18 protein-coding genes, 1 tRNA gene and 1 pseudogene are annotated in these 20,958 nt (G+C 51.3%); 14 read left to right on the top strand and 6 right to left on the bottom strand.

Annotated elements, in window-relative coordinates; translation table 11 throughout:
* The first annotated feature begins 25 nt into the window (after nt 1-25).
* From RJ40_RS05315 to RJ40_RS05295, 5 genes are all read left to right on the top strand, one after another.
* Nucleotides 26-1,501 carry a phytoene desaturase family protein gene (locus RJ40_RS05315; RefSeq protein WP_265582313.1) on the top strand — a complete coding sequence of 492 codons (1,476 nt, stop codon included), beginning with the start codon at nt 26-28 and terminating at the stop codon, nt 1,499-1,501.
* Nucleotides 1,502-1,513: 12 nt separating this feature from the next.
* Nucleotides 1,514-2,365: a phytoene/squalene synthase family protein gene (locus tag RJ40_RS05310; RefSeq protein ID WP_265582312.1), complete on the top strand. Its 852-nt coding sequence runs from the start codon at nt 1,514-1,516 to the stop codon at nt 2,363-2,365.
* Entirely contained in the window at nt 2,362-3,210 is an 849-nt protein-coding gene (locus RJ40_RS05305; RefSeq protein WP_265582311.1) for a prenyltransferase, read from the top strand. Before RJ40_RS05310 ends, RJ40_RS05305 begins: the two co-directional genes overlap by 4 nt.
* An 11-nt stretch (nt 3,211-3,221) precedes the next feature.
* Nucleotides 3,222-3,965, top strand: coding sequence for a carotenoid biosynthesis protein (locus RJ40_RS05300; RefSeq protein ID WP_265582310.1), 744 nt, complete (start codon nt 3,222-3,224; stop codon nt 3,963-3,965).
* A 64-nt stretch (nt 3,966-4,029) separates the two neighbouring features.
* Nucleotides 4,030-4,101, top strand: a tRNA-Thr gene (locus RJ40_RS05295).
* Nucleotides 4,102-4,120: 19 nt separating this feature from the next.
* Here RJ40_RS05295 and RJ40_RS05290 read toward each other — a convergent pair.
* Nucleotides 4,121-4,378 carry a hypothetical protein gene (locus RJ40_RS05290; protein WP_265582309.1) on the bottom strand — a complete coding sequence of 86 codons (258 nt, stop codon included), beginning with the start codon at nt 4,376-4,378 and terminating at the stop codon, nt 4,121-4,123.
* A gap of 29 nt (nt 4,379-4,407) precedes the next feature.
* Here RJ40_RS05290 and RJ40_RS05285 point away from each other — a divergent pair.
* From RJ40_RS05285 to RJ40_RS05275, 3 genes and pseudogenes are all read left to right on the top strand, one after another.
* Nucleotides 4,408-4,764: pseudogene (locus RJ40_RS05285) on the top strand (YqhA family protein); the annotation flags it as partial.
* Nucleotides 4,765-4,872: 108 nt separating this feature from the next.
* Nucleotides 4,873-5,304 carry a DUF61 family protein gene (locus tag RJ40_RS05280; RefSeq protein ID WP_265582308.1) on the top strand — a complete coding sequence of 144 codons (432 nt, stop codon included), beginning with the start codon at nt 4,873-4,875 and terminating at the stop codon, nt 5,302-5,304.
* Nucleotides 5,305-5,603: 299 nt separating this feature from the next.
* The gene (locus RJ40_RS05275) at nt 5,604-6,260 is read left to right on the top strand and encodes a mechanosensitive ion channel family protein (protein WP_265582307.1); all 657 of its coding nucleotides are present in this window, start codon (nt 5,604-5,606) and stop codon (nt 6,258-6,260) included.
* Nucleotides 6,261-6,276: 16 nt separating this feature from the next.
* On the opposite strand, the gene RJ40_RS05270 is transcribed toward RJ40_RS05275, so the two are convergent.
* A complete protein-coding gene (locus RJ40_RS05270; protein WP_265582306.1) occupies nt 6,277-6,462 on the bottom strand; it encodes a YegP family protein in 186 nt (61 codons plus the stop codon).
* A 136-nt stretch (nt 6,463-6,598) separates the two neighbouring features.
* On the opposite strand from RJ40_RS05270, the gene RJ40_RS05265 reads away from it, so the two are divergent.
* The 5 genes from RJ40_RS05265 to RJ40_RS05245 all read left to right on the top strand — a co-directional run bounded on the left by RJ40_RS05265 (nt 6,599) and on the right by RJ40_RS05245 (nt 11,434).
* Nucleotides 6,599-7,576 (top strand): DNA-methyltransferase, encoded by a 978-nt coding sequence (locus RJ40_RS05265; protein ID WP_265582305.1) that lies wholly within the window; start codon nt 6,599-6,601, stop codon nt 7,574-7,576.
* On the top strand, nt 7,569-8,117 hold the full coding sequence (locus tag RJ40_RS05260; protein WP_265582304.1) for a GNAT family N-acetyltransferase: 549 nt from the start codon (nt 7,569-7,571) through the stop codon (nt 8,115-8,117). The genes RJ40_RS05265 and RJ40_RS05260 overlap by 8 nt, the downstream gene beginning before the upstream one ends.
* Before the next feature lie 385 nt (nt 8,118-8,502).
* Nucleotides 8,503-9,774, top strand: coding sequence for a DNA cytosine methyltransferase (locus tag RJ40_RS05255; RefSeq protein WP_265582303.1), 1,272 nt, complete (start codon nt 8,503-8,505; stop codon nt 9,772-9,774).
* 39 nt (nt 9,775-9,813) lie between these two features.
* Nucleotides 9,814-10,749, top strand: coding sequence for a DNA cytosine methyltransferase (locus tag RJ40_RS05250; protein ID WP_265582302.1), 936 nt, complete (start codon nt 9,814-9,816; stop codon nt 10,747-10,749).
* Nucleotides 10,750-10,765: 16 nt separating this feature from the next.
* On the top strand, nt 10,766-11,434 hold the full coding sequence (locus RJ40_RS05245) for an HhH-GPD family protein (protein WP_265582301.1): 669 nt from the start codon (nt 10,766-10,768) through the stop codon (nt 11,432-11,434).
* Between the two features lie 75 nt (nt 11,435-11,509).
* On the opposite strand, the gene RJ40_RS05240 is transcribed toward RJ40_RS05245, so the two are convergent.
* From RJ40_RS05240 to RJ40_RS05225, 4 genes are read right to left on the bottom strand one after another with little or no spacing between them, the layout of a single operon-like run.
* Nucleotides 11,510-14,290 (bottom strand): AIPR family protein, encoded by a 2,781-nt coding sequence (locus RJ40_RS05240; protein WP_265582300.1) that lies wholly within the window; start codon nt 14,288-14,290, stop codon nt 11,510-11,512.
* Entirely contained in the window at nt 14,280-15,296 is a 1,017-nt protein-coding gene (locus RJ40_RS05235; protein WP_265582299.1) for a PD-(D/E)XK motif protein, read from the bottom strand. Before RJ40_RS05235 ends, RJ40_RS05240 begins: the two co-directional genes overlap by 11 nt.
* Complete coding sequence (locus RJ40_RS05230) at nt 15,283-18,075, bottom strand: Z1 domain-containing protein (protein ID WP_265582298.1); 2,793 nt, start codon at nt 18,073-18,075, stop codon at nt 15,283-15,285. The genes RJ40_RS05235 and RJ40_RS05230 overlap by 14 nt, the downstream gene beginning before the upstream one ends.
* Complete coding sequence (locus RJ40_RS05225) at nt 18,068-19,594, bottom strand: ATP-binding protein (protein ID WP_265582297.1); 1,527 nt, start codon at nt 19,592-19,594, stop codon at nt 18,068-18,070. The genes RJ40_RS05230 and RJ40_RS05225 overlap by 8 nt, the downstream gene beginning before the upstream one ends.
* Before the next feature lie 460 nt (nt 19,595-20,054).
* On the opposite strand from RJ40_RS05225, the gene RJ40_RS05220 reads away from it, so the two are divergent.
* Nucleotides 20,055-20,942, top strand: a complete 888-nt coding sequence (locus tag RJ40_RS05220) for a UbiA family prenyltransferase (protein ID WP_265582296.1) — start codon at nt 20,055-20,057, stop codon at nt 20,940-20,942.
* Nucleotides 20,943-20,958: the final 16 nt, after the last annotated feature.

Here is a 20,958-nt window from a genome sequence, read left to right as displayed (position 1 = left end):
GCCCCAGAGGGGAGATGTTGAGGCGATGAAAACTATTGTTGTCGGAGCGGGCTTTGGCGGCCTCTCGGCGGCTGCCTTGCTGGCGCACCGGGGTTTCGAGGTGGAGGTGGTCGAGAAGAACGAGCAGCCGGGCGGCCGGGCAGGTGTCTACCAGGAGCAGGGGTTCTCCTTCGACATGGGCCCCTCGTGGTACCTGATGCCCGACGTCTACGAGAAGTTCTTCGCCGAGGTCGGGAAGCGCCCGGCCGACTTCTATGAACTCAAACGTCTCGACCCGGCGTACAGGATCTTTTTTGGCGGCGGCGAGGTCGTCGATCTCCCGGCAGGTCTTGAGAAGGACTATGCCCTCTTCGACTCCTTCGAGGAGAGGGGCGGCGAGAAACTGAAGGCGTATCTGGACTCGGCAAAGGAAATCTACGACCTCTCGATCAACGAGTTCCTGTACCGCGACTACCGCTCGATCTTCGACTTTCTCAGCGGCCGGTTGATCATGCAGGGTCGGCGGATGCATATCTTCGAGAGCCTGGAAAAATTTGTCAAGCGGCATTTCGAGAGCGAAGAGGCGCAGAAGATCGTCCAGTACTCCATCGGGTTTCTCGGCGGTTCGCCGCAGAACACCCCGTCGTTCTATCATATCATGTCCCACATCGACATGACGATGGGGGTCTGGTACCCGGTCGGCGGGATGCGGGCGGTGGTCGGCGGCCTCTCCGATCTTGCCCGGTCCCTGGGGGTCCAGGTCGCCCTCAACGAACCGGTGGAGCGGATCGAGGTGACGGGGAAGGAGGCGACCGGCGTCGTCACCGCCGCAGGGCGCCGCGACGCCGACCTGGTCCTGGTCAATGCCGACTACGCCCATGCCGAACTCGACCTCCTGGACCCTGCCCACCGGAGTTATCCGGAGAAGTACTGGCGTTCCAGGGTGCTGGCGCCCTCGGCATTCGTCGTCTACCTGGGCCTGGACCGGCGGGTGGAGGGCCTGGCGCACCATACCCTCGTCCTGGACCGGGACTGGGAGGAGGGGTTCGACCTGATCTTCGACCCGAAGAAGGCGGCATGGCCTGACCATCCTTCGTATTATGTCAACGTCCCCTCGAAGACCGACCCGACGGCCGCGCCGCCCGGAGGCGAGGCGCTCTTCATCCTGGTGCCCCTCGCGCCCGGCCTCGAGGACACACCGGCCCTGAGAGAGGCGTTCTTCGAGCGGGTCATCAGCGACCTCGAACGAAAACTGGACGACGACCTCCGCAGCGCCGTGGTGGTCCGCCGGATCTTTGCCCTGCACGACTTCGAGGAGCGCTACAACGCCTACCAGGGCACGGCCCTCGGCCTCTCGCACACGCTCTTCCAGACGGCCCTCTGGCGGCCGGCGCACCTGAGCAAAAAGGTCGGGAACCTCTACTACACCGGGCAGTATACCCATCCGGGGATCGGGGTGCCGATGACCCTTATTTCTTCCAGCATCGTGGCACGCGAGATCGCCGACCGGCATGGGGGGTAGGGCGGCGAGGCCATGGTCACGCCCACCCATTACCGGATCTTCAGGCACGGGAGCACGACGTACTTTTACAGCACGCTCTTTTTTCCGCGGCCGGTGAGAGAGGACGTCTTTCTTCTGTACTCGTTTGTCAGGACGGCCGACGACTTCGTTGACGCCATGCCCCAGCAGACCGCCGAATACTTTGCGTTCAAGGAGCGGTACCTGGGAGCGCTCGGGGGCGAACCGGGCGGCGACCTCGTCGTTGACGCCTTCGTCGACCTGATGGAGCGCAAAGGGATCGAACCGGCATGGGTGGAGGCCTTTCTCTGTTCGATGGAGTCCGACCTCCGGACGACGACCTATGCAACCGTCGCCGACCTCGAGGAGTATCTGTACGGATCGTCTGAGGTGGTCGGGCTGATGATGGCGCGGGTGATGGGCCTCTCCGGGGAGGCGCTCGAAGCCGCCCGCGCCCTCGGGAAGGCGATGCAATATATCAACTTCATCAGGGACATTGCAGAAGACCTCGCGCTCGGCCGGACCTACTTCCCGCAGGACGAACTGGCGGCCTTCGATCTCTCCTCGCTCGAACATGCAGCGACCGCGGCCGCACCCGATGCCTTCGCCTCGTTTGTCAGGGCGCAGGTCGAGCGCTACTCCCGCTGGCAGAGCGAGGGGGAGGCAGGCTTTGCGTTCATCCCATTCAGGTACCTGGTGCCGGTGAAGACGGCCTCAGACCTCTACCGCTGGACGGCCGAAGAGATCAGAAAAGACCCGTTCGTCGTCTACCGCCGGAAGGTCAAGCCCTCGCCCCTGCGAGCGGTCGGCCGCGCCTGTGCCAACGCTCTCGTCCTCACCCGGCCCGGGCGGGGTGAGACGGGGTGACCGCTCCCCTCGCCCTTGCCTATTCGGTCTCCAGGCCGCGGTTCTGGATCTACACCGGCGGCACCTATGTCCTCGGCTACGCCCTGGGGATGGCCTCGTGGAAGGCCTTCTTCCTGCCGGCATACACCCTCTATCTCCTGTACTTCTTCTTTCTGGCAAACGTCTTCATCTACGGCGTCAACGACCGCTGGGACCGGGAGACCGACCGTCTCAACCAGAAGAAGGGGGAGAAGGAACATTATCTCGTCGACGCCGAGCGCCGGGACCTCGGGACGGTCCTCCTCTTCGTCGCCGGGTTCAGCCTCCTCCTCCTCGTCTCGCAGACTCCGGCGGAGAAGATCGTTTTTCTGCTCTTCTTCTTTCTCTCCTACTTCTACAGCGCCCCGCCGCTCAGGTTCAAAGAGGTGCCGGTCCTTGACTTCTCCTCCAACATGCTCTATATCATGCCCGGCATCTTCGGGTATCTCCTGGCCGCGGGGACGTTCCCGCCGGCCCTCCTCGTCGCCGCGGGCTACCTGCACATCGCCGCGATGCACCTCTTCTCGGCGGTGCCCGACATCGAATGCGACCGGGCGGCCGGGATTACCACGACGGCGGTCTTCCTCGGCGAGCGGCGGTCGCTTCTTCTCTGTCTGCTCTTCTGGTCGGGCTTCGCGATCCTGGTGATGGCGCTCGCGGGTTTTTCGCTCCTCGCTCTGCCGGTCCTCCTCTTCCCCGCGGTTCCCCTCTCGCTTCTTCTCTCCAGGAGGATGCGCATTGATGCGGTGTACTGGTACCTCCCGCTCGTCAACACGGCCCTCGGGGGCCTGGCCTTTACGGCCGTCACCCTCTCGAAGGCCATCTAGGAGAAAATGAGATGAACATTCGTGCATGGCGGGCGGTGACGGCCCTCGGCGCCCTGGTCCTCGGCCTCGTCGGTCTCGTCCTGGTGGACTTCGGAGCAGAGAGCGGTGCGGCGTCGGTGCTCTTTCTCGTCCTCATGGCCCTCCCCTCCTATGCCGCCCTCATCATATGGCTCGGGTGGCGGCGGGGGGCGGTGCTCCTCGGCGTCCTGACCGTCCTCCCCCTCCTGGTCGAGGCGGCGGCGGTGGCGACCGGCGTGCCGTACGGTTCTTTCGCGTACGCCGACGCGTTGGGCTGGAAGGTCTTCGGGCTGGTCCCCTGGACCGTGGGGGTGGCGTACCCGCCGGTCTTCCTGGGCGCTGTCACGGCGGCGGGGATCCTTGTCGGACCGACTCTTCGCCGTTTTCTCCCGGCAAGCGCCCTCCTCCTCGTCGCCGCCGATCTCGTCCTCGACCCGGCGGCGGTCAGTGCCGGGTTCTGGGCCTGGGAGAACTTGGGGATCTATTACGGGATCCCGGTGGTGAACTTCGTCGGCTGGGCGATCACCGGGGTCTTCTATGCCTGGGTCTTCCACCGCGGTGCCGGCGGGAGCGTGCCCCCGCCGTCGATGTCGTCGAGTGCGGTGCTGATCTTCGGGTTCTGGACCGGGTATCTGCTCCGCGAGAGTCTTCTCTTCCCGGCTTTCATGGGGGCGGCCCTCGTCGCGCTCTTTCTCCTTCTCCCGACCGGACACCCACGGGAGGGACCGGAGGGCTGAGGGGCGACAACTACCTTTATTATTCAGCGGCGCCAACATAGGAGAGCACCTATAGAGGTGACGTGCCGCTGTGGCTTAGTGGTATAGCGGCTGATTCGTAATCAGCAGGTCGAGGGTTCGAATCCCTCCAGCGGCTCTTTTCAGGCATTTCTTCTTCACGCTGCGTATCTCCTCTTCCGGGGATCGTCGCGGCGATGAGTTTTATATCCTGCCGTCCCCATGCCCCTCCTGCGGTTCGGCCCGCGGGGGAGGGCGATGAGTGGACAAGGCGATGAAGGCCCGGTCAACGGAGAGCGTCCGACGACCAACCCGTGGGGGAATGCTTCATCGGAGTGCTGTGTGCGGGTCATCGCCTCGTCTGGCAGAGTGCTCTTCACCCTGGCAGTGGTCGGTTCGGCCCTGACCTCAGTCACCCTGTTTATCTCCAGTTTTTTTTCTCTCCCTCGTCATGGTCGTCGAGATGTTCGTCGCCTGGAGTGCCGGTGCCGAGGCGCGGGTCGAGATACTCTCCATCTCCATCAAGGTCATCGACACCTTTCTGGTGGCCACGGTCTTTTACATCATCTCTCTGGGACTGTACGAACTCTTCATCGCCAGGGCGCCCCTCCCCGGGTGGGCGGAGATCCGCACCCTCGACGACCTCAAGACCAAACTCCTGGGAGTCGTCGTCATCGCCCTGGCCGTCCTCTTCCTTGGCGAGGCCGTGACCTGGCGGGGCGAGGGCGCGATTCTTGAGTTCAGTCTGGGCACCGGGGCACTGATCGCGGCGATATCGGTCTATCTCTCGGTGAAACGATGAGAACAGGGACTCCCCGTTGACGGTAATTTATCTCCTCCGGCCCCGATCCTGTCTCTTCACCACGCCCCGGCAAAGATATATACCTCCACGCTCCTATCCGGCGGATCGATGTCATACCGCCCCAACCTCGGCGAGGAATCGGTCCTCAAAAAATGGGTCTCCCTGGAGGTCGGCAGGATCAAAGACGGGCTGGTGGCCGAGAAGAAGTCCCTTGCCCGACTGCTCACGGAGACGTCCCCGTCCTCGGTGACGAAAGGTGGAAAAGAGCATGCCTTTGATCGAGAGGTGATCCGGACGCTTGGCGACCGTCTGCCCGAGAAGGTCCACGGCCGCCTCATGATCCCGATCACCTTCTATTCCACGCTCGACGTCACGGACAGTTATTATCTCAGGGACGAAACCGCGTTCAGGGCCTTGCAGGCACTCGGCGAACTGAGCGAGATGCGCCAGATGCGGGAAGGGAAACTCTGGGTCTCGAACACGATCGTGTATGCGATCATGCAGAAATACCCGACGGTCATCGAGATCGGGATGGGATGAACTCTCATTTTTCGTGCGCTCCGATATTCGACGAGCAGCGCCGCCGATCGGAGCGGAGCACTCGCCGCGGCATGCCCCACCCCGGACGCCATGCTCTCCGCCCTCCCCCTGGAAAAGCAGGGTGTGTGTTTCGTATCGATTTCCGTGATCTTTCCTGAGCGATCTCCTCTCCGATATCGCCGGGTGAATGAGACCGGGCATTCCGGCCATGGTTCTTCGGGAGTGGTAGGAATCAGGCGGCGAGGGAAATTATATATGTAAATATTATAATTTGGGCCTGATGTCTTATGGTTGATATCATGTCCCAGATCTCTGAGATGGTCGGCGGAGTCGTGATCTTCCTGCCGAACATCGTCGCCGCCATCATCATCCTGATCATCGGATGGATCATCGGGCGGGTGCTCGGCAAGGCGATCTCGGTCTTCCTCGACAAGATCGGGGTGGACGATGCCCTCAGGAAGACAGAACCAGGGGCCGCGATCGAGAAGAGCGGGTTATCGATCGTGCATCTCTTCGATATCCTGGTGAGAATTTTCATCTACCTCATCGCCATCATGGCGGCAACGAATGTCCTTCAGATCGAGTCGCTCTCGAAGGCGATGGCCGTCATCGTCGCGTACATCCCGAATGTCGTGGCCTTCATCCTGATCCTGGTGGTCGGCATCATTCTCATCGACTTCTTCGCGGACTGGATGGAGCGCTATGGAGAGAATATGGAGATCTCTCTGATCGGGCCGATGATCCTTCTGATCAGGCTGTTCCTGTACTTTGTCGTGATCATCCTCGCGCTGACCCAGCTTGCCTTCGACCTGACGATCATCTACATCTTCATCGGGCCGCTGGCATGGGGTGTGGCGCTCGGGATCGGTGCCGCCATCGCGATCATCGTCGGCTTCGGTCTCAAGGACCGGGCACCCGAGATCATGGACCGGTTCTTCTGCAAGGTCAAAAAATAATCTTTTTTTAAAAGAGTCACTCGCTCAGTTCGAGGATCTCGGCATTCGGGGCATTGTTTCTGACGCTCTCTATCCCCTTCATGCATGACTCCCTCGACTTGTAGCCCTGACTGGTGGCGATGACCTGACCGTTTGAGGCCTTCAGTCTGAACCTGTATTCGTCTCCTTTGTCCCGGTAAACCTCAAATTTCCCTTTTGGCATGGTTCCTCCGGGGGTATGGAGGCGCCTCCCCCATATATAATTTATTATAAATCGGGGCCGGTGGCGCACCCTGGTCCCGGGATCTGTCGGGGGCGTTTCGGCACTCCTATTACCAGATGGAGCCAAGATGTGATCGATGCATCTCACCTGTCCGGCATGCGGTTTCTCCTGGGAATATACCGGGAAGGCGAAGTACTCCACCACCTGCCCGACGTGCAGGCAGCGCGTCACCTTCGGGAGGAAGAAGTCGGAGACCAGTGAGTTCGGGGTTTCGAAACGGGAATGTCATAACGCAAGCGCCTTCTACGGCCGGCGGATCTATGCGGCCGGGGGAGAGGGGAGTCAGGGCGGGACCGGTGAGAACGAGGTGCCGGAGGAGTGCCTCGATGAGGTGATCTGCAAGGACAGCAGGGATCTCTCCTTCCTCCCGGACGACAGTGTCCACCTGATGGTCACCTCGCCGCCGTACAATGTCGGCAAGACCTACGACGACGACCTCGATCTCGACGAGTATCTTTCTCTCCTGCGCACGGTCTTTGCCGAGGTCTACCGGGTGCTCGTCCCTGGCGGGCGGGCCTGCGTGAATGTGGCGAATGTCGGGAGAAAGCCCTACATCCCGTATCACAGTTATATCATCTCGGTGATGCACGACCTGGGGTTCCTGATGCGCGGCGAGGTGATCTGGAACAAGGCGACCGGGGCGGGGATCTCGACGGCCTGGGGGAGCTGGTGTTCGGCCTCGAACCCGACGCTGCGCGATGTCCACGAGTATATCCTGGTCTTCTCGAAGGGGACGTACTCCCGCAAGAAGGGCGAGCGCGAGGACACGATCACGAGGGACCAGTTCCTGGAGTGGACCAAGAGCATCTGGACGTTCCCGACGGTCTCGGCGAAGAAGGTGGGCCACCCGGCACCGTTCCCGGTCGAACTCCCGTTCCGCTGCATCCAGCTCTATACGTTCAAGGGCGACGTGGTCCTCGATCCGTTTGCGGGGGCGGGGAGCACGGGGATCGCGGCGTTGCAGGCGGGGCGGCACTTTGTCTGCGTGGATTCGGACGAGGGGTATGTGGGACGCGCGAAGGAGCGGTTGCGGGCCGAGGGATGGAGTGAGTGAGGCGTTCGAGACCGCCCGTCTCCGCCTGGTCCCGGCCACGGCGGCGCACCTTGCCGCCGACGCCCCGACGCTTGCCGGTCTGCTGGGCGCCGCCGTCCCCGATGACTGGCCGCCCGAGACGCTCCCCGACGCCCTCCCAATTTTTTTCTCCTGGTTGAAGAATGACCCTGAGAGTGTGGGCTGGAATCTCTGGTACGTGATCTCCGCGGAGGGGGTGCTCGTCGGTTCGTGCGGGTTTGTCGGGCGGCCGTCGCTTGAGGGCGAGGCGGAGATCGGGTATGCGGTTCTCCCGGCGTACCGGGGGTGCGGGTATGCGACCGAGGCGGTGGCCGCCCTGGTGGCGTGGGCGTTTGGGTTTCCTGAGGTGGTGCGTGTCGTGGCGCAGGCGGAAGCGGGGAATGGTGCTTCGGTGCGGGTGCTGGAGAAGTGCGGGTTTGTGTGTGATGGGGTGGGGGATGAGGAGGGGTGTGTGAGGTTTGGGGTGGGACGGCCGCGGCGGTGCCGGAACATGGGGGCCGGAGATCCATGCCAGCCCGAATGACCTTTGTACGCCGACACAGGTCGGCTTCAACGCGGTGAAGACCGTGATCCTCGACAACGCCGCGAGGCCCGGGCCGATGGCGTGCCAGCGCTGGCGTGAGTGGGAGACCCCCTGGAGGGGTGGCTCTCCTCTCCTGGATCTTGCTGGTCTGGGATTGATTTTAGGTTTCCGGAATTTTTATCGGGCCATGTCGGATAGTGTTCTGGATGCTGCCATTTTCTGGATTTAATAATAGTGACAACTGCTGATTTTTTCAACAAAAAATGAGGGGGACATTATCAATTTCTATTCTATAGCAAAAGAAAGGAAATCTTTTTTGATTTTCAGAAACAGATTATAACAATTGATTAATTCATAGTAATATTCGTTTGCAGGTGAGAAATCGGTGGTGTCAAAAAAAATAGTCCTGGATATGTTTGCAGGTGCAGGTGGACTCACCGAGGGATTTTTTCGGAATGATTTCAATATCGTTTCCCACATCGAGATGAACGTCCATGCAGCGCGGACGCTTGAAACCCGGACCTTGTTCCATGCTCTTGTTGAAAAAGGGCAGCAGGACATCTATTATCAGTATTATGATCAGGAAATTTCCCGTGATGAATTCCTTGAAGAGTGTAAATCACTGGATGTTTCGGACACTGGAATCATAGACCGTGAACTATCTGTAGAAACACTGGATAAAACTATAGCCGATGTCCATGCTCGTCTTGATGACCTGAATCGAAACAACGTCGATGTTATCATAGGTGGTCCACCCTGTCAGGCATATTCTCTGATAGGGAGAGCGCGAGATTTGAATAAAATGCGGAATGATCCTAGGAATCACCTCTATATTCACTACTTACGATTCATCGATGAATTTAAACCTGAAATATTTGTTTTTGAAAACGTACCGGGTCTGATAAGCGCTAGAAATGGAGAGATTTACTCTGATTTCTTGGAGCGGATTAAAAGTCTTGGATATTATACTCCTCCAGAGCCTAAGATCCTGAATGCACGGGATTTTGGAGTTCTGCAGAACAGAAAACGTATCATATTCATAGGATGGAAGAAAGATCATGATCTTACCTATCCTGGGTTCGAAATCGCTGAACCCCGGTATAAAATCTGGGATGTACTGAAAGACCTTCGTGAACTCGAACCCGGGGAAGGAACGGATGGACCACAGAGATACAGGGTCGGCCGGCCCTCTGGGTACCTCAAGAGATCCCATATCCGTAACAATCATAGATATGTCCGTCACCACATTGCAAGAAATCATAATGACAGAGATCGTGAGATATATCGAACTGCGATCAGGATGTGGAATGACAGTAAAAAGCGGCTGCGTTATAATGAACTACCTGAAAACCTGAAGACACATGCCAATCAATCTTCATTCCTGGATCGATTCAAGGTTGTCGATGGAGATGGACTTTCACATGCAATTGTCGCTCATCTCTCGAAAGATGGGCATTTTTTCATTCATCCAGATATAAGTCAGGCCCGTTCTCTTACAGTGCGTGAGGCTGCTCGTATCCAGTCATTCCCTGACAACTATCTCTTTGAAGGGCCACGGACTGCACAATATGTTCAGATAGGAAACGCGGTTCCCCCTCTAATGGCCGAAGGAATCGCCCGGGAAATTAAAAAAATGATACAAAAGGTTGTAGATTGAAAACATGATCTGGTTCACAAACTGGATAATGGTGAAATAATGAGAGCACTTGACCTATTCTGTGGCGCTGGCGGGCTCTCACTGGGATTTAGAGACGACGGATTTTCTGTAACAGGTGCTGACATCAATCAGTACTCTGCAGATATATTTTCAACCAATGATATTGGTGAATGTATTGAGGCCGATCTCACCTTGGGCTCGGTTCCCGGGACATTTGATGTTGTGATGGGTGGTCCTCCATGTCGCCCCTGGTCGAGTATCAACACACGGAAGCGGGGATCGCTCCATCCGGATTATCGGCTTCTCGAACGATTCTTCGACCATGTGATCGAACTCAGACCCCATGCTTTCCTGATGGAGAATGTACCCCCTATGGGGAGCGACGAAGGCTTTCGATCGCTCATAAAAAAGGTCAAAAGAGAAGGATATAGCGTAGCCTCACAATCGTTGAAATATCTCGATTTCGGGGCGGCAACGAAAAGACGGCGACTATTCACAGTAGGCTTCAGAGATTTCGGACTAGATGCAAAGGATTTTTTCATTCGCATGGACCGTTTAAAGGAGCAACCAATCACCGTTGGCCAGGCAATCGAAAAATATGAAGGGTACGCAGAGGGAAAGGTTCCCGATCACGAATGGCCACACCTCAATACAATAGACCGGTATCGGGAATATTATGATTCAGGCAAATATGGGTGGTCAAAGTTGGAGTATGATGGGTATGCTCCCTCCTTTGGCAACATTATGAAGACCTACATTCTCCATCCCAGGGCTGGAGAGGGAAACTTCCCGCTGCGAGTATTATCGGTGCGGGAAACCATGGAGATCATGGGTTTTCCTGCAGATTTCCGGTTTCCCGCAGGTATGGGCCTGAGCATAAGGTATCAGATGGTTGCCAATGCCGTCAGCCCCATCGCGGCACAGAAGATGGCCCGGGTCATTCGGGAAATGATTGAGAGTCGGAAATATATCTGAATTGCAGGTGTTGAGTATGATGAAATCTGTAGATGCAGGAGAAATACAGAGACAGCTGCAGGAGTGGGGAGCTGAACATTTCAGGGACTATCTCTGGCGTCACACTCGTGATCCTTACAGGGTCATGATTGCTGAATTCATGCTGCATAGAACGCGGGCAGATCAGGTTGTTCCAGTATATACTGAGTTTATCCTTCATTATCCGGATGTTTTCAGCCTTGCACAGGCGAATATTTCTGATGTCCGGCTGGTGACGGAACACCTCGGGCTTCACTGGCGTTCAGCACACTTCATCGAGGCAGCCCGATACATCGTCAGGGAATCTGGAGGAAAGTTCCCTGAAACAGAGAATGGATTGAGAGAAATTCCGGGAGTCGGAGAGTATGTGGCTGGAGCAATCCTCACCATATGTTATGGAAAGTCGCATCCGGTTATTGATTCAAACATTGCGAGGTTTATCAACAGATTCTATGGATTACATCTCACCGGTGAGATCAGAAGAAAGAGGGATGTCAGAACCATCGCAGAAGATCTTTTTTCTGTGGAAGATCCGGGACGACTTCTCTTTGCAATCCTGGATTTTACCGCTGCGATCTGCAGAGCACAGGTTCCTCTTCATCAGGAGTGTCCGTTAAAGGAGATGTGCAGGTATTACCTGGAAGGGGTGCAGGTCAGGGAGGATTAATCGTACAATTTATTCCCTTCCTGACATCGGGTATTTTTTGTCATATCTTCTAAAAGAGTGTCTTTTCCTTTTACTTTAATCATGAGCATGCACTGAATCCTCAGACAAAAATCCCTCAGTTACCTTAACTGAATCATTATATGTCCTCTTATCAAGCTTCCAGATCCCGGACTGACGATTTTTATCAAGGATTCCTTTTTTAATCAGGTTATTCTTTTTTGTGGAAACCCTTGTTCGCCATCTGACATATCCTGTCTTACTTTTCTCAAGATCCACCGGGGTTAAAACTCCGCCCCAAACATCCTCAAGTTCAGAAAGAAGAGTGGAAAGTTGTGTGGCACCACCGTGCATTTTAAGAACACGGACAATATCCTCTTCGATCTTTTCATCTGAAATGCCTGTGTTCAGTATTTTTCCATACTTATCTTTTATCAACTCTGGTTTATCGTTTATTTTTTCTGGGCCGGTTATCTTTCCAGGGCCATAACGCGGATTCAGAACCCAGATTCCATTCTCTGAGTGCTTCTTCAGAATTTTATTCTCAATCAGATGATTTTTCATTCCCGTAACCCTGACTCTCCATCTGGAATAACCTGACCCATAGATCTCACGATCATATTCTGTCAACTGACTATCCCATGTTTTTTCCAGTTCTCCGATCAAATCTGATACTCTACATTTGCCGCCATGCTTTTTCAGAACCCGAATTACCTCCGCTTCTATCATTTTATCGGAAATTCCTGAGGATTCAACCGGGGATACCGGGGTGGATTCTGAATTTGATTTTGCAGGTTCTTCACTAAAAATATTGTATTTTTCAGATTCATCTTTTCTGGACGTACTGTACGAGGAAAAATTAAAACCCATATTTTTGGCGATGTTAATTACAGCCAGGGCTTCAAGCATAAGATCAGGAGAACAGTATCTGCCTGCCTTCATATTTGAAAAGATCTTTTTTGCAATATTACGCTGTTTAGAGTTAAGATAACTTGTTTGAAGGCCCCAAACTTCAATTTTTTTCCATTCTTCCGGGGAAACACTGCTGAATGGAATACTTGCTGTTATCCCTGATTTATTTGGTTTTTCAGCATCTGAAAACGCCGCCCTGACCCCTTCAGCTAACTCAATATTTCCCTGACAAAGTTTATCCCAGCATTCCTTTTTTTTACAGAATTCAGTGACATTTTTGCCCTCTGGAGCGGTTATAATAAACTGCTGTATATCCTTTACAAGTTGGGAGAGGACATCCCGGAGTTCAGGACAGATATCCTGTTCCTTCCAGATTTTTTCGAGATTGATTTTACTACCGGTTTTATAATTCAGATAAGCAATGGAATAAGTTACAATATTGGGCCTATATCCCCCTTCAAGTTCCCTCCGGACAATTGAATACGTTGTCCTGTAAAGTATTGCCTTTGCAACGGCGCCGATAAAATATTTTTCATCTGGTTCAATGACACTTCTGGATGCCATCTCGTCCATGAAAAGTTTATAATTTTTTTGTTTGCCGAGACTGACATCATAGGGTCGCATCTGCCAGGTATGCTCAAAAACTGGAAGTTCTGTCTTTTCAATTTTCTGACTCTTGGGATAGATCTTATCAAAAAGTTTCTTTTTTGCAGGTGTAACTTCCCTATTTCTTTTATTCAGGTACTGGCCCCTGACTCTCTCATAGAACCAGTATGATTCAAGCTGGATACCTTCCCGAGAAGGAGCCCGAATCCTTCCAGAAAGTTCCTCCATTTTTATGTGGAACGGATGGTTTGACGAAAAATCCGCCATATCTATTTTATTCTGTGTATTTGAGTACTGTGATATTCTGGGAACAATCTCATTTAATTGAGAACTGTCTTTCAAAACTGTCAGTTTCATGGGAATATTAATATACTGAAGATCAACCTTATCTTTGTTCTTCACATATGTATCATGTATTGTTGCGGTGGTCTGTGCACCGTTGACAATCTGAAAATCGCGAATCTCTGTAATGTATGTCCTGCCTCCGATAACTTCTGTTGTTACCTCTTCGGCAGTGGTTGAAAGACCGTTGTTGTATGCAAGAAACATTTCAGGATCGTTTAGAACAGTGTTCCGGATGCCTTTATTGACCTTTCCTCTTACCTGAAGGTATGATCGTACATTCCTTTCAAGCAGTCTTGGGCCGTATTCATCGTACAGGCTAACAAGTGTCTTCCCGGGTATTACTGCAAGATAAGAGGTATAAACTGGATTTTTACCGCCTTCATCCAGGCAGGGCAGAGAGCTGTCAAAATCTTCCTTTATTTTTATTATTATGGATTCCCTGCTTCTTCCTGAACTAACAAGTTTGTGATACCTGTTGATATCCCACACCTGGTATGTATATACAAAATCTCCCTGTTCCTTGTCTTTAATCTCTTCAAGTCTTGATGTTTTATCAGTCAGAAGAAAAAATCTTATTTTTCTTAATTCACTGCTGAATCTGTATATTCTGTCTGAAAGATCATAGACCGGCTGTGCTTCTTCAAGAGATCTGTAGTAACCATCCAGACATTTTTCAAAGAATTTTTCAACACGTCTGAATGCCAATCTAATGTCGGATTTAGGAATGCTGCCCGGTGGCGACTGGCCGGAATATTCTGAGATAAATAGATCCAGAATGTCGCCGGAATCATTTACTCCATAACCGTTTACCTTTATTCCGGTCTTTTTGTGGTAACAGACCACGGCATTTTCTGTCTCATCTGCCTCTTCGAGTGCATCCATTATGAGTTCGGTGAATTTGTCCTCATGTGTGCTCCCGTCCTCTTCAGATCCCCTGATGACATCCTGTCTGAAGTCGCTGCAGAATGAGTTGAGATGAGTCAGATTAAATATCATTACTTAATTTCCCCAATATATTGTCTATCTTTTCTTTTTCGGTTATAAAACTGCCTGCAGATGCCAGAGAGACACTATAATTAATATCTCCGGTTCCCTCAGGGAGATCCTTGCCTGTAAGCCTTGGAAATCCATCACAGATTCTATAAAAATTTTCTTCATATATTATAAATCCTTTATGGATATAATGATCTTTTTGAGCCTCCATATAACCTGCTTTTAACAGCATATCCAATAAATATCCACGGATCTCAGGAGTATATTTTAAATTATCCAGTATTTCATCGACAAGGTCTGGAAGTGTCGGAGCGCCCCCTTCGATCTCTCTCAGTGCCAGGTGATAGAGAAAGAGATTTTCGATTCCTGAATCATCAAGTTGTATTTCATTGGAGATTTTGACTTTCCACGGTTTTTTTGTTGCAGTTGTCTTTACTTCAAAAGCGGTTTTTCCAAACTGAAAATCATGCGGTGTACCATCTGGACCTGTCCAGCCTCTTATTTTTTTATAACGATCCTTGCTGGAAAGAAGGTATTGTCTTATGAACCATAATTCACCATAAAGGCCCCTTACCTTTTCAGGTGTAAGCCCCGAATTGCCGAATTTTTCGAAGAATGATATCCAGGTATTAATTCTCCGGACAAATCTCTTTACTGCTGCTTTTTCACCCGGTTCATCCTGAATCTCACTGACAATATCTACTGCCAGTACTGAGAAGAGATCCGAAAAACTCTTATCTCTGAGAATGAGGCACACTGCATATGAATTATCCCCGGGGATTTTCCCTGAATATACCTCCATTGCGCGGGTCTGAGAAAATCTATTTCTGGACGGAAGATTTTCCTTACCTACATTAAAAAAAATTATCCTTGAAAGGTCAGAAGATCTTACGCCTGCATACACGGGACAACATCCTTCGGGGTTGAGAAGACGGCGTGCAGTTCCCTGTAAGTGCCCGGATTTTGCATCGGAACAGAGAATGTTCCAGACTGAATCAATATCCTCCATCAAGAACCTCATTATCCCAGTAGATCTTGTTTACGATGTATTCAATGTCTGGAGCGGTTTTGCTGTATGGAAAACTTACCGCAAATCCAGTAGTGTGGACAAGTATTTTATTGCCCTCACGAAGATCAACAGGATATATGAGAAGCAGTCCGCTTGATTTATCCCTTTTTTCGCGAATAATCCTGCCCGAAGGGATCTCTGGTGCTTCTTTTGATTTTATTTTCCCATTTTTCCAGGCTTCCACTGTCATGGCCATGATGTTTTTCCGGACTGGTTCATCCATATCGAGCCATTCGTCACGGGTTGATATCAGACGGCGTATTGTATACTTATCCGAAGATGTGTCTTCAGTGTTGAGACGTGAACGGATTACTGATTTTACCTCGTAATCCCCGATTTTTATTTTATCCCCGTTTCCGCTGTTCATCAGTACAATGGTCCATGAGGTTAGTTCACCCTTTGCCGATGCCTTTTTAATATATTTTGATATCAGGGACGAATTTGCCTTATATGAATGCGGATGTGTCTTAATGGAGTCCATATATGATATGACATCTTCAGCGGGAATATTTCTCCAGAGGTAATATTTTTTCATATTACTGAAATCCCTGCCACTGTTAAGTTCTGTAATGAAATCCCCTGTTGATTTTATGTTTTTCTCATTTTGATTCCTGTCTCTAAAATACACCACACTTTCGCTGACTGTTCCGGCATACGAAAGCCTCATCTTTTCACCGTAACGCATCTTGTTAACGCTTGTAACTATCATATTTCCCGGGTGCGTTCGTACCCGCAGGCCGTAGTCCTCAGGGGTTGCGCCTGTGTCTGCCATATGAATAAATTCTTCACGCAGTTCCTTTCCTGCAAGGGCTATATGGCGGTAACATTCTATCAGTTCGCTTGTTGTAAAAATCCGGCAGAGGTCAAGATATCCGGGACGATAACCAAACCACCTTCCCATCTGCATAAGAGTATCGTACATATGGGTTGAACGGAGATAGTAACTGATCGTAAGACCTTCAAGTGTCAGCCCTCGGGATAGTCTGTCTCCTCCAATTATGATCGCTGATAGCCCGACTTTCTCATGGTTTCTATACTCAAGAACGTCTTTTGAAGAACTGTTTGCAATGATTATCCGTATTTTTAATGCCACAGGGACAATATGCTCTTTTATTTCATCCCAGGACACTTCGGAGATTGCAGCATCGCCTGTTTTTTCTATAACAGTCCTTGTAACCGGGACAAAATCTGTCTCCCATATCTCATGGAATTCTTCAAGAATATTCTCGGAGTTCCGGCCGGTTCCGTATTTTAGTTTCTGTTGAACTGCTCTGAGCTCTGATTCCACCAATACTCCTATTCGTGTTTGCACATTGATATATCTTGTAACATGTACAAGCATGGAATTATGTTCATTCGGATGTCCACGGACTGTTCTTGCAGTACAGGAAAGAATAAAATATTTTACCGCTTTTTTGAGGGATTCAGGAATTTCACTGATATAATGATCACTTTTATGAATTGAAGGTATGTAATCCGCGCTGTCATGTACTGGGATTACAAGTGGGAGCCCGTCCTGCCCTTCAATGCCGGTCTCCGGGTCGTCATCGAAACCGAATACTTTTTCAGGACCTATATAATTTGAAGGGGTGGGAAGACTGATGATAAAATTCCTCGGGAACAGATCTCTTCCGTACTTTGTGAGGTATTTAACGGGATATATGAATATATTTGCAAAGGGTGTTGCGGTATATCCAACATATGAAGATTTTTCAAAACTGTGAAGAATTCCTCTTATTAGTCCATTTATCCTTGTCGGTTCATACTCCTCATCTGACTCTTCATCTGGTTCAGCATCGGGGATCTTATTTGTATCTATTGAGGCGTTGTCAGCCTCATCATCTATCAGAAGAAGAGGTACATCCCGGAGAATTTTTTCCCCTGTTTCAACACGTTGCGCCTCGGAAAGGGCCCAGTTTTTTATATTTTTAAGTGATGTCACATTTTTTTTGACAACCAGAATCAATGGCATCTGGCCAGGTTTTATGCCGGCGCTTTTCATGACCTTTTTTGAAAAATCGCCATTGTCTTCGATAGAAGTCAGGGTTCCGGGTCTCTTCTTATAATCATAGCCCGGAAGTAGTCCAACTCCTGTTCTTTTTTGTGAGTCAGGATCATCTATCCCTGAAATGGTATTGCTCCCTATAATACCCTCATTGACACGTATCTGTGTCTGACTTCTAAGACTGTTGTGTATGCCTGCGAGAATTATTACCAGTTTATATTCTGCATCAAATGCCTTACATGCAAGCCCGATATAATTTGAGGTTTTTCCGGATTGTATCTCACCGACAACCATTCCACGGCGATCCCAGTTCCCTTCTCGAACTGGATCTTCAAGTCTCCTGAGGATATTATCTGTTGTATTGTCAAGATTTTCTATCAGGGTGCCGCTCCACCCCTTATCCTGAAGGTACTCAATATAACTGTTCCAGAACTCCCAGTTCAGTTTACCACGTTTATCATCAAGCCATGGAGCGTGGTTTTCATCATTTTCAAGAACCGCAGCGTTTTCCACAAGCCAGGTATTTGTCTGGCTTTCTACTTCACGTTGGAGTGTATCCCTTATTTTTCCCTCGTCCCAGTCAAACATTTTTTTCAGGACAGGCATTAAGTCCTCAATTGCTTCTGCAATATCTTCTCTTTTAAGCAAACCTTCCTTTATTTTATCCTCGATCAGATCTCGAACCAGTTTTGTGCCTCTCTTTACATCATTCATTTTTACGCCTCTTTTCAAAGTAGATGTCAATCAGATCCTGATAATCCCTGAATTCTTCGTGAAATCTGAGTTTTTCCAGGATAGCCGAATCCGTAAAACCTCTTTTTTTCAAAGCCAAATAGAATACATCAATGTATCCATAAATCTCATCTTCGCTGGAATGCTCAAAAGGTGCTGAAATACTGTCTGGATTCTCAGAATTTTTCAGTATTATTGCACTGATAGGAACGGTCTCCTCAATGCCTTTTAATAACTGTCTGATTTTTGTGTGATTCACTGAATCGTCATTCAGGAGATCACTGACAAGCGGATGTTTTCTGTTGATTTTGTATGTGGGTTTTCTGTTTTTCGTTATTATTTCCCACATGAATGTATCATTTCCAGACTGTGTTCTTGCAATGATTTTTCCTCTGTGCCGGTATATGTCCGATGCCCTTTTACGGGTCAGTCTTGCCAGCCTTTTGAGATCATCTCTTATCTGTGGGGGGGGACGGGCAACTGCCTTTTTTACATCAATCTGCCACTGGCTATCAAGTGAATTAGGAATGTCAACCTTTATTCTCGCGAGTTTGTAATGTTCTTCCTTTTTAAATCCAAGATTAAGCCAGCTTCCTGATACGAGAAGCCTTCTGTTGCGGTATATGTAGAATCCCTGCTGATCGTTCCATCCTTTAGGTCCTGAAGATCTTTCATGCTCTTCATCGGTGATTCTTGAATGGTGGGGGAGGACATAAGGCGTAATATTAACAATTTCTTTGCTTAGGGGAATGGGTTCATCTGTAATTTCCTGGGTTGAGGGATGTGATGACAGAAATGGATCCCAGGGCTCTACTGGATTTCCATTTATGAATATGTTTATTTTCCCGTGTCCCTCCAGGAATCTGTGAAATGTCATTGAAAGATGTTCAGAAACCTCATCGATCATATCGTTGAAACGGTTGAGATCATTTGCGCATTCGGTTTCCATTCCGGACGATATTCGGTCTGTTTTTTCCCATAATACCACAGTTCCTGAATTAAAATTTCTGATTCTTGAAAATTCTCTGATCTCACCAGATGAATTAGGTATAATAAGTTGCCATTTGTTTCCTGCAATTACCGTGTCAAGATCCCATGTTCTGGCATTGCCAGTAGATCCTTCTATTTTTGAAAAAACTGTTGTCCGCCGACACTGGGAAAATGAGGCCGTTTTTAAGCCCAGACCAAATCTCCCAAGATCTTCAGGTTTTCTGACCTCAAGCGGACTGAAGGAACCGGGCCTCATGGCATTGACAAGACCTTCAAGCGTCATTCCGATGCCGTCATCTGTGATGGTAACGGATGAATCGAAGCCGTTATAATAAAAATCAACATAGATATTTTTTGCATGTGCTGATATGCTGTTGTCAATCAGATCCGCAATGGATGTTTTTAGATCATATCCAAAGGCCCTCAGTGACTCTATCAGTGCAGAGGGCCTGGGGTCTGCATATTCTCCCAGTATTTCCTGTAGGTCTTTTTTGTTATCTTCGGTAGACAAAAGATCACCGTTATTAGATAATAGTCTGGATTTTGTTTTTGATATTTAAAAGGGAATTGTTTCTATTCTATGGATGATCGGATTTTCTATGTTGTGGGGCAGGTTATTTTATTTTTTAAGCGATACGATTGGCCATTTTGTCTAGAGGCAGATCTCAAAGGAACCCGGGACTTAAAAATTTGCCTGGATCGAGGCACCGTTTACCGGGAATTCTGTAATTCATTTATCCGATGATCCCCAAAGCCTTCATCTGTGACCTCATCACCCGGGATCATGCCGTTCACCACGCCCGCTCCCCATCCGCTGTGACACTCTCCTCCTCCACACCCCATCCCACCCCCAGGATCAACCACAAGACAATAAAACCCATAAGGAAAGATGAACCCCTGACCCGAAGTCCTATGAAAACACCCATCCAAAAAACACCCATCACCCGCGAACCCCACCGGAGGAACCCCCCATGACCCTCCGCGCCTACGCCGACCTCCTGCGCATCCACTTCGCCTTCGCCTGGCCGCTCCTCTTCTGCTCAGGCCTCTTCCTCGCCTTCACCGCGTACCAAAACTTCTCCTGGCCCCTCGTCGTCACCGCCGCCCTCATCGGCCTCTTCGGCTTCGAGGCCGGGATGGTGCTCAACGACTACGTTGACCGCGAACGCGACACAAAAGACGTCGAAGGGCGACTGACCCGGTACTGGCGGCTCTTCGGGACGCGGCCCCTTGCGGCCGGAGAGATCCCCGCGACGCACGCCCTCGGCCTCTTCCTCATCCTCGGCCTTCTCGCGCTCCTCCTCATCGCCACGCTACCGTACCCCCACTCCCTCTGGGTGGCCGCCATCATGGGCTACAGTTTTGCCGTCGAGGTCTTCTACCAGGTGAAGAAGCGGGACCAGACATTCCCCATCGCCCAGGTCGTCGGGCGAACCGACTTCGCCCTCTTCCCGGTCGCGGGCTACCTTGTCGCCGGGACGCCCGACCTCACCGCCCTCCTCTACTTCCTCTTCTTCTACCCCTACGCCCTCGCCCACCTCGGCGCAAACGACCTTGTCGACGTGGAAAACGATCACGCCAGGGGGATGCGGACGGTCACCGTGCTGTACGGAACGCGGGGGACGGCCCACTGGATCGCCGGGTTCACCGCGCTCCACGGCGGTGCGGCCCTCCTCTTCGCCGGGGTGCTTGGCCCGACGGCGCGGGCCGGACTGCTCGTCGGGTTTGCCATGCTCCTCGTCGCGAACGTCGTCATCCTCAGAGGGCCGACGCCGGAGGCCGCGATGCGGGTGCTCCCCCTCTTTCACCTGGCGATGGTGGTGTATGCGGGCGGGATGATCCTCGGGGCGGTGTGGTGACGCCGCAGTGCGGAAA

Origin of the sequence: Methanofollis aquaemaris (genome assembly GCF_017357525.1) — an archaeon.
Classification (GTDB): domain Archaea; phylum Halobacteriota; class Methanomicrobia; order Methanomicrobiales; family Methanofollaceae; genus Methanofollis; species Methanofollis aquaemaris.
The sequence above is the reverse complement of the archived record's forward strand: the minus strand, read 5'-3'. Positions and strand labels throughout refer to the sequence as shown.

Coding starts and splice junctions, on each gene's coding strand:
- RJ40_RS05315 (WP_265582313.1), top strand. CDS start 26: ATGAAAACTATTGTTGTCGGAGCGGGCTTTGGCGGCCTCTCGGCGGCT.
- RJ40_RS05310 (WP_265582312.1), top strand. CDS start 1,514: ATGGTCACGCCCACCCATTACCGGATCTTCAGGCACGGGAGCACGACG.
- RJ40_RS05300 (WP_265582310.1), top strand. CDS start 3,222: ATGAACATTCGTGCATGGCGGGCGGTGACGGCCCTCGGCGCCCTGGTC.
- RJ40_RS05280 (WP_265582308.1), top strand. CDS start 4,873: ATGTCATACCGCCCCAACCTCGGCGAGGAATCGGTCCTCAAAAAATGG.
- RJ40_RS05275 (WP_265582307.1), top strand. CDS start 5,604: ATGTCCCAGATCTCTGAGATGGTCGGCGGAGTCGTGATCTTCCTGCCG.
- RJ40_RS05270 (WP_265582306.1), bottom strand. CDS start 6,462: ATGCCAAAAGGGAAATTTGAGGTTTACCGGGACAAAGGAGACGAATAC.
- RJ40_RS05265 (WP_265582305.1), top strand. CDS start 6,599: ATGCATCTCACCTGTCCGGCATGCGGTTTCTCCTGGGAATATACCGGG.
- RJ40_RS05250 (WP_265582302.1), top strand. CDS start 9,814: ATGAGAGCACTTGACCTATTCTGTGGCGCTGGCGGGCTCTCACTGGGA.
- RJ40_RS05245 (WP_265582301.1), top strand. CDS start 10,766: ATGATGAAATCTGTAGATGCAGGAGAAATACAGAGACAGCTGCAGGAG.
- RJ40_RS05240 (WP_265582300.1), bottom strand. CDS start 14,290: ATGATATTTAATCTGACTCATCTCAACTCATTCTGCAGCGACTTCAGA.
- RJ40_RS05235 (WP_265582299.1), bottom strand. CDS start 15,296: ATGGAGGATATTGATTCAGTCTGGAACATTCTCTGTTCCGATGCAAAA.
- RJ40_RS05230 (WP_265582298.1), bottom strand. CDS start 18,075: ATGAATGATGTAAAGAGAGGCACAAAACTGGTTCGAGATCTGATCGAG.
- RJ40_RS05220 (WP_265582296.1), top strand. CDS start 20,055: ATGACCCTCCGCGCCTACGCCGACCTCCTGCGCATCCACTTCGCCTTC.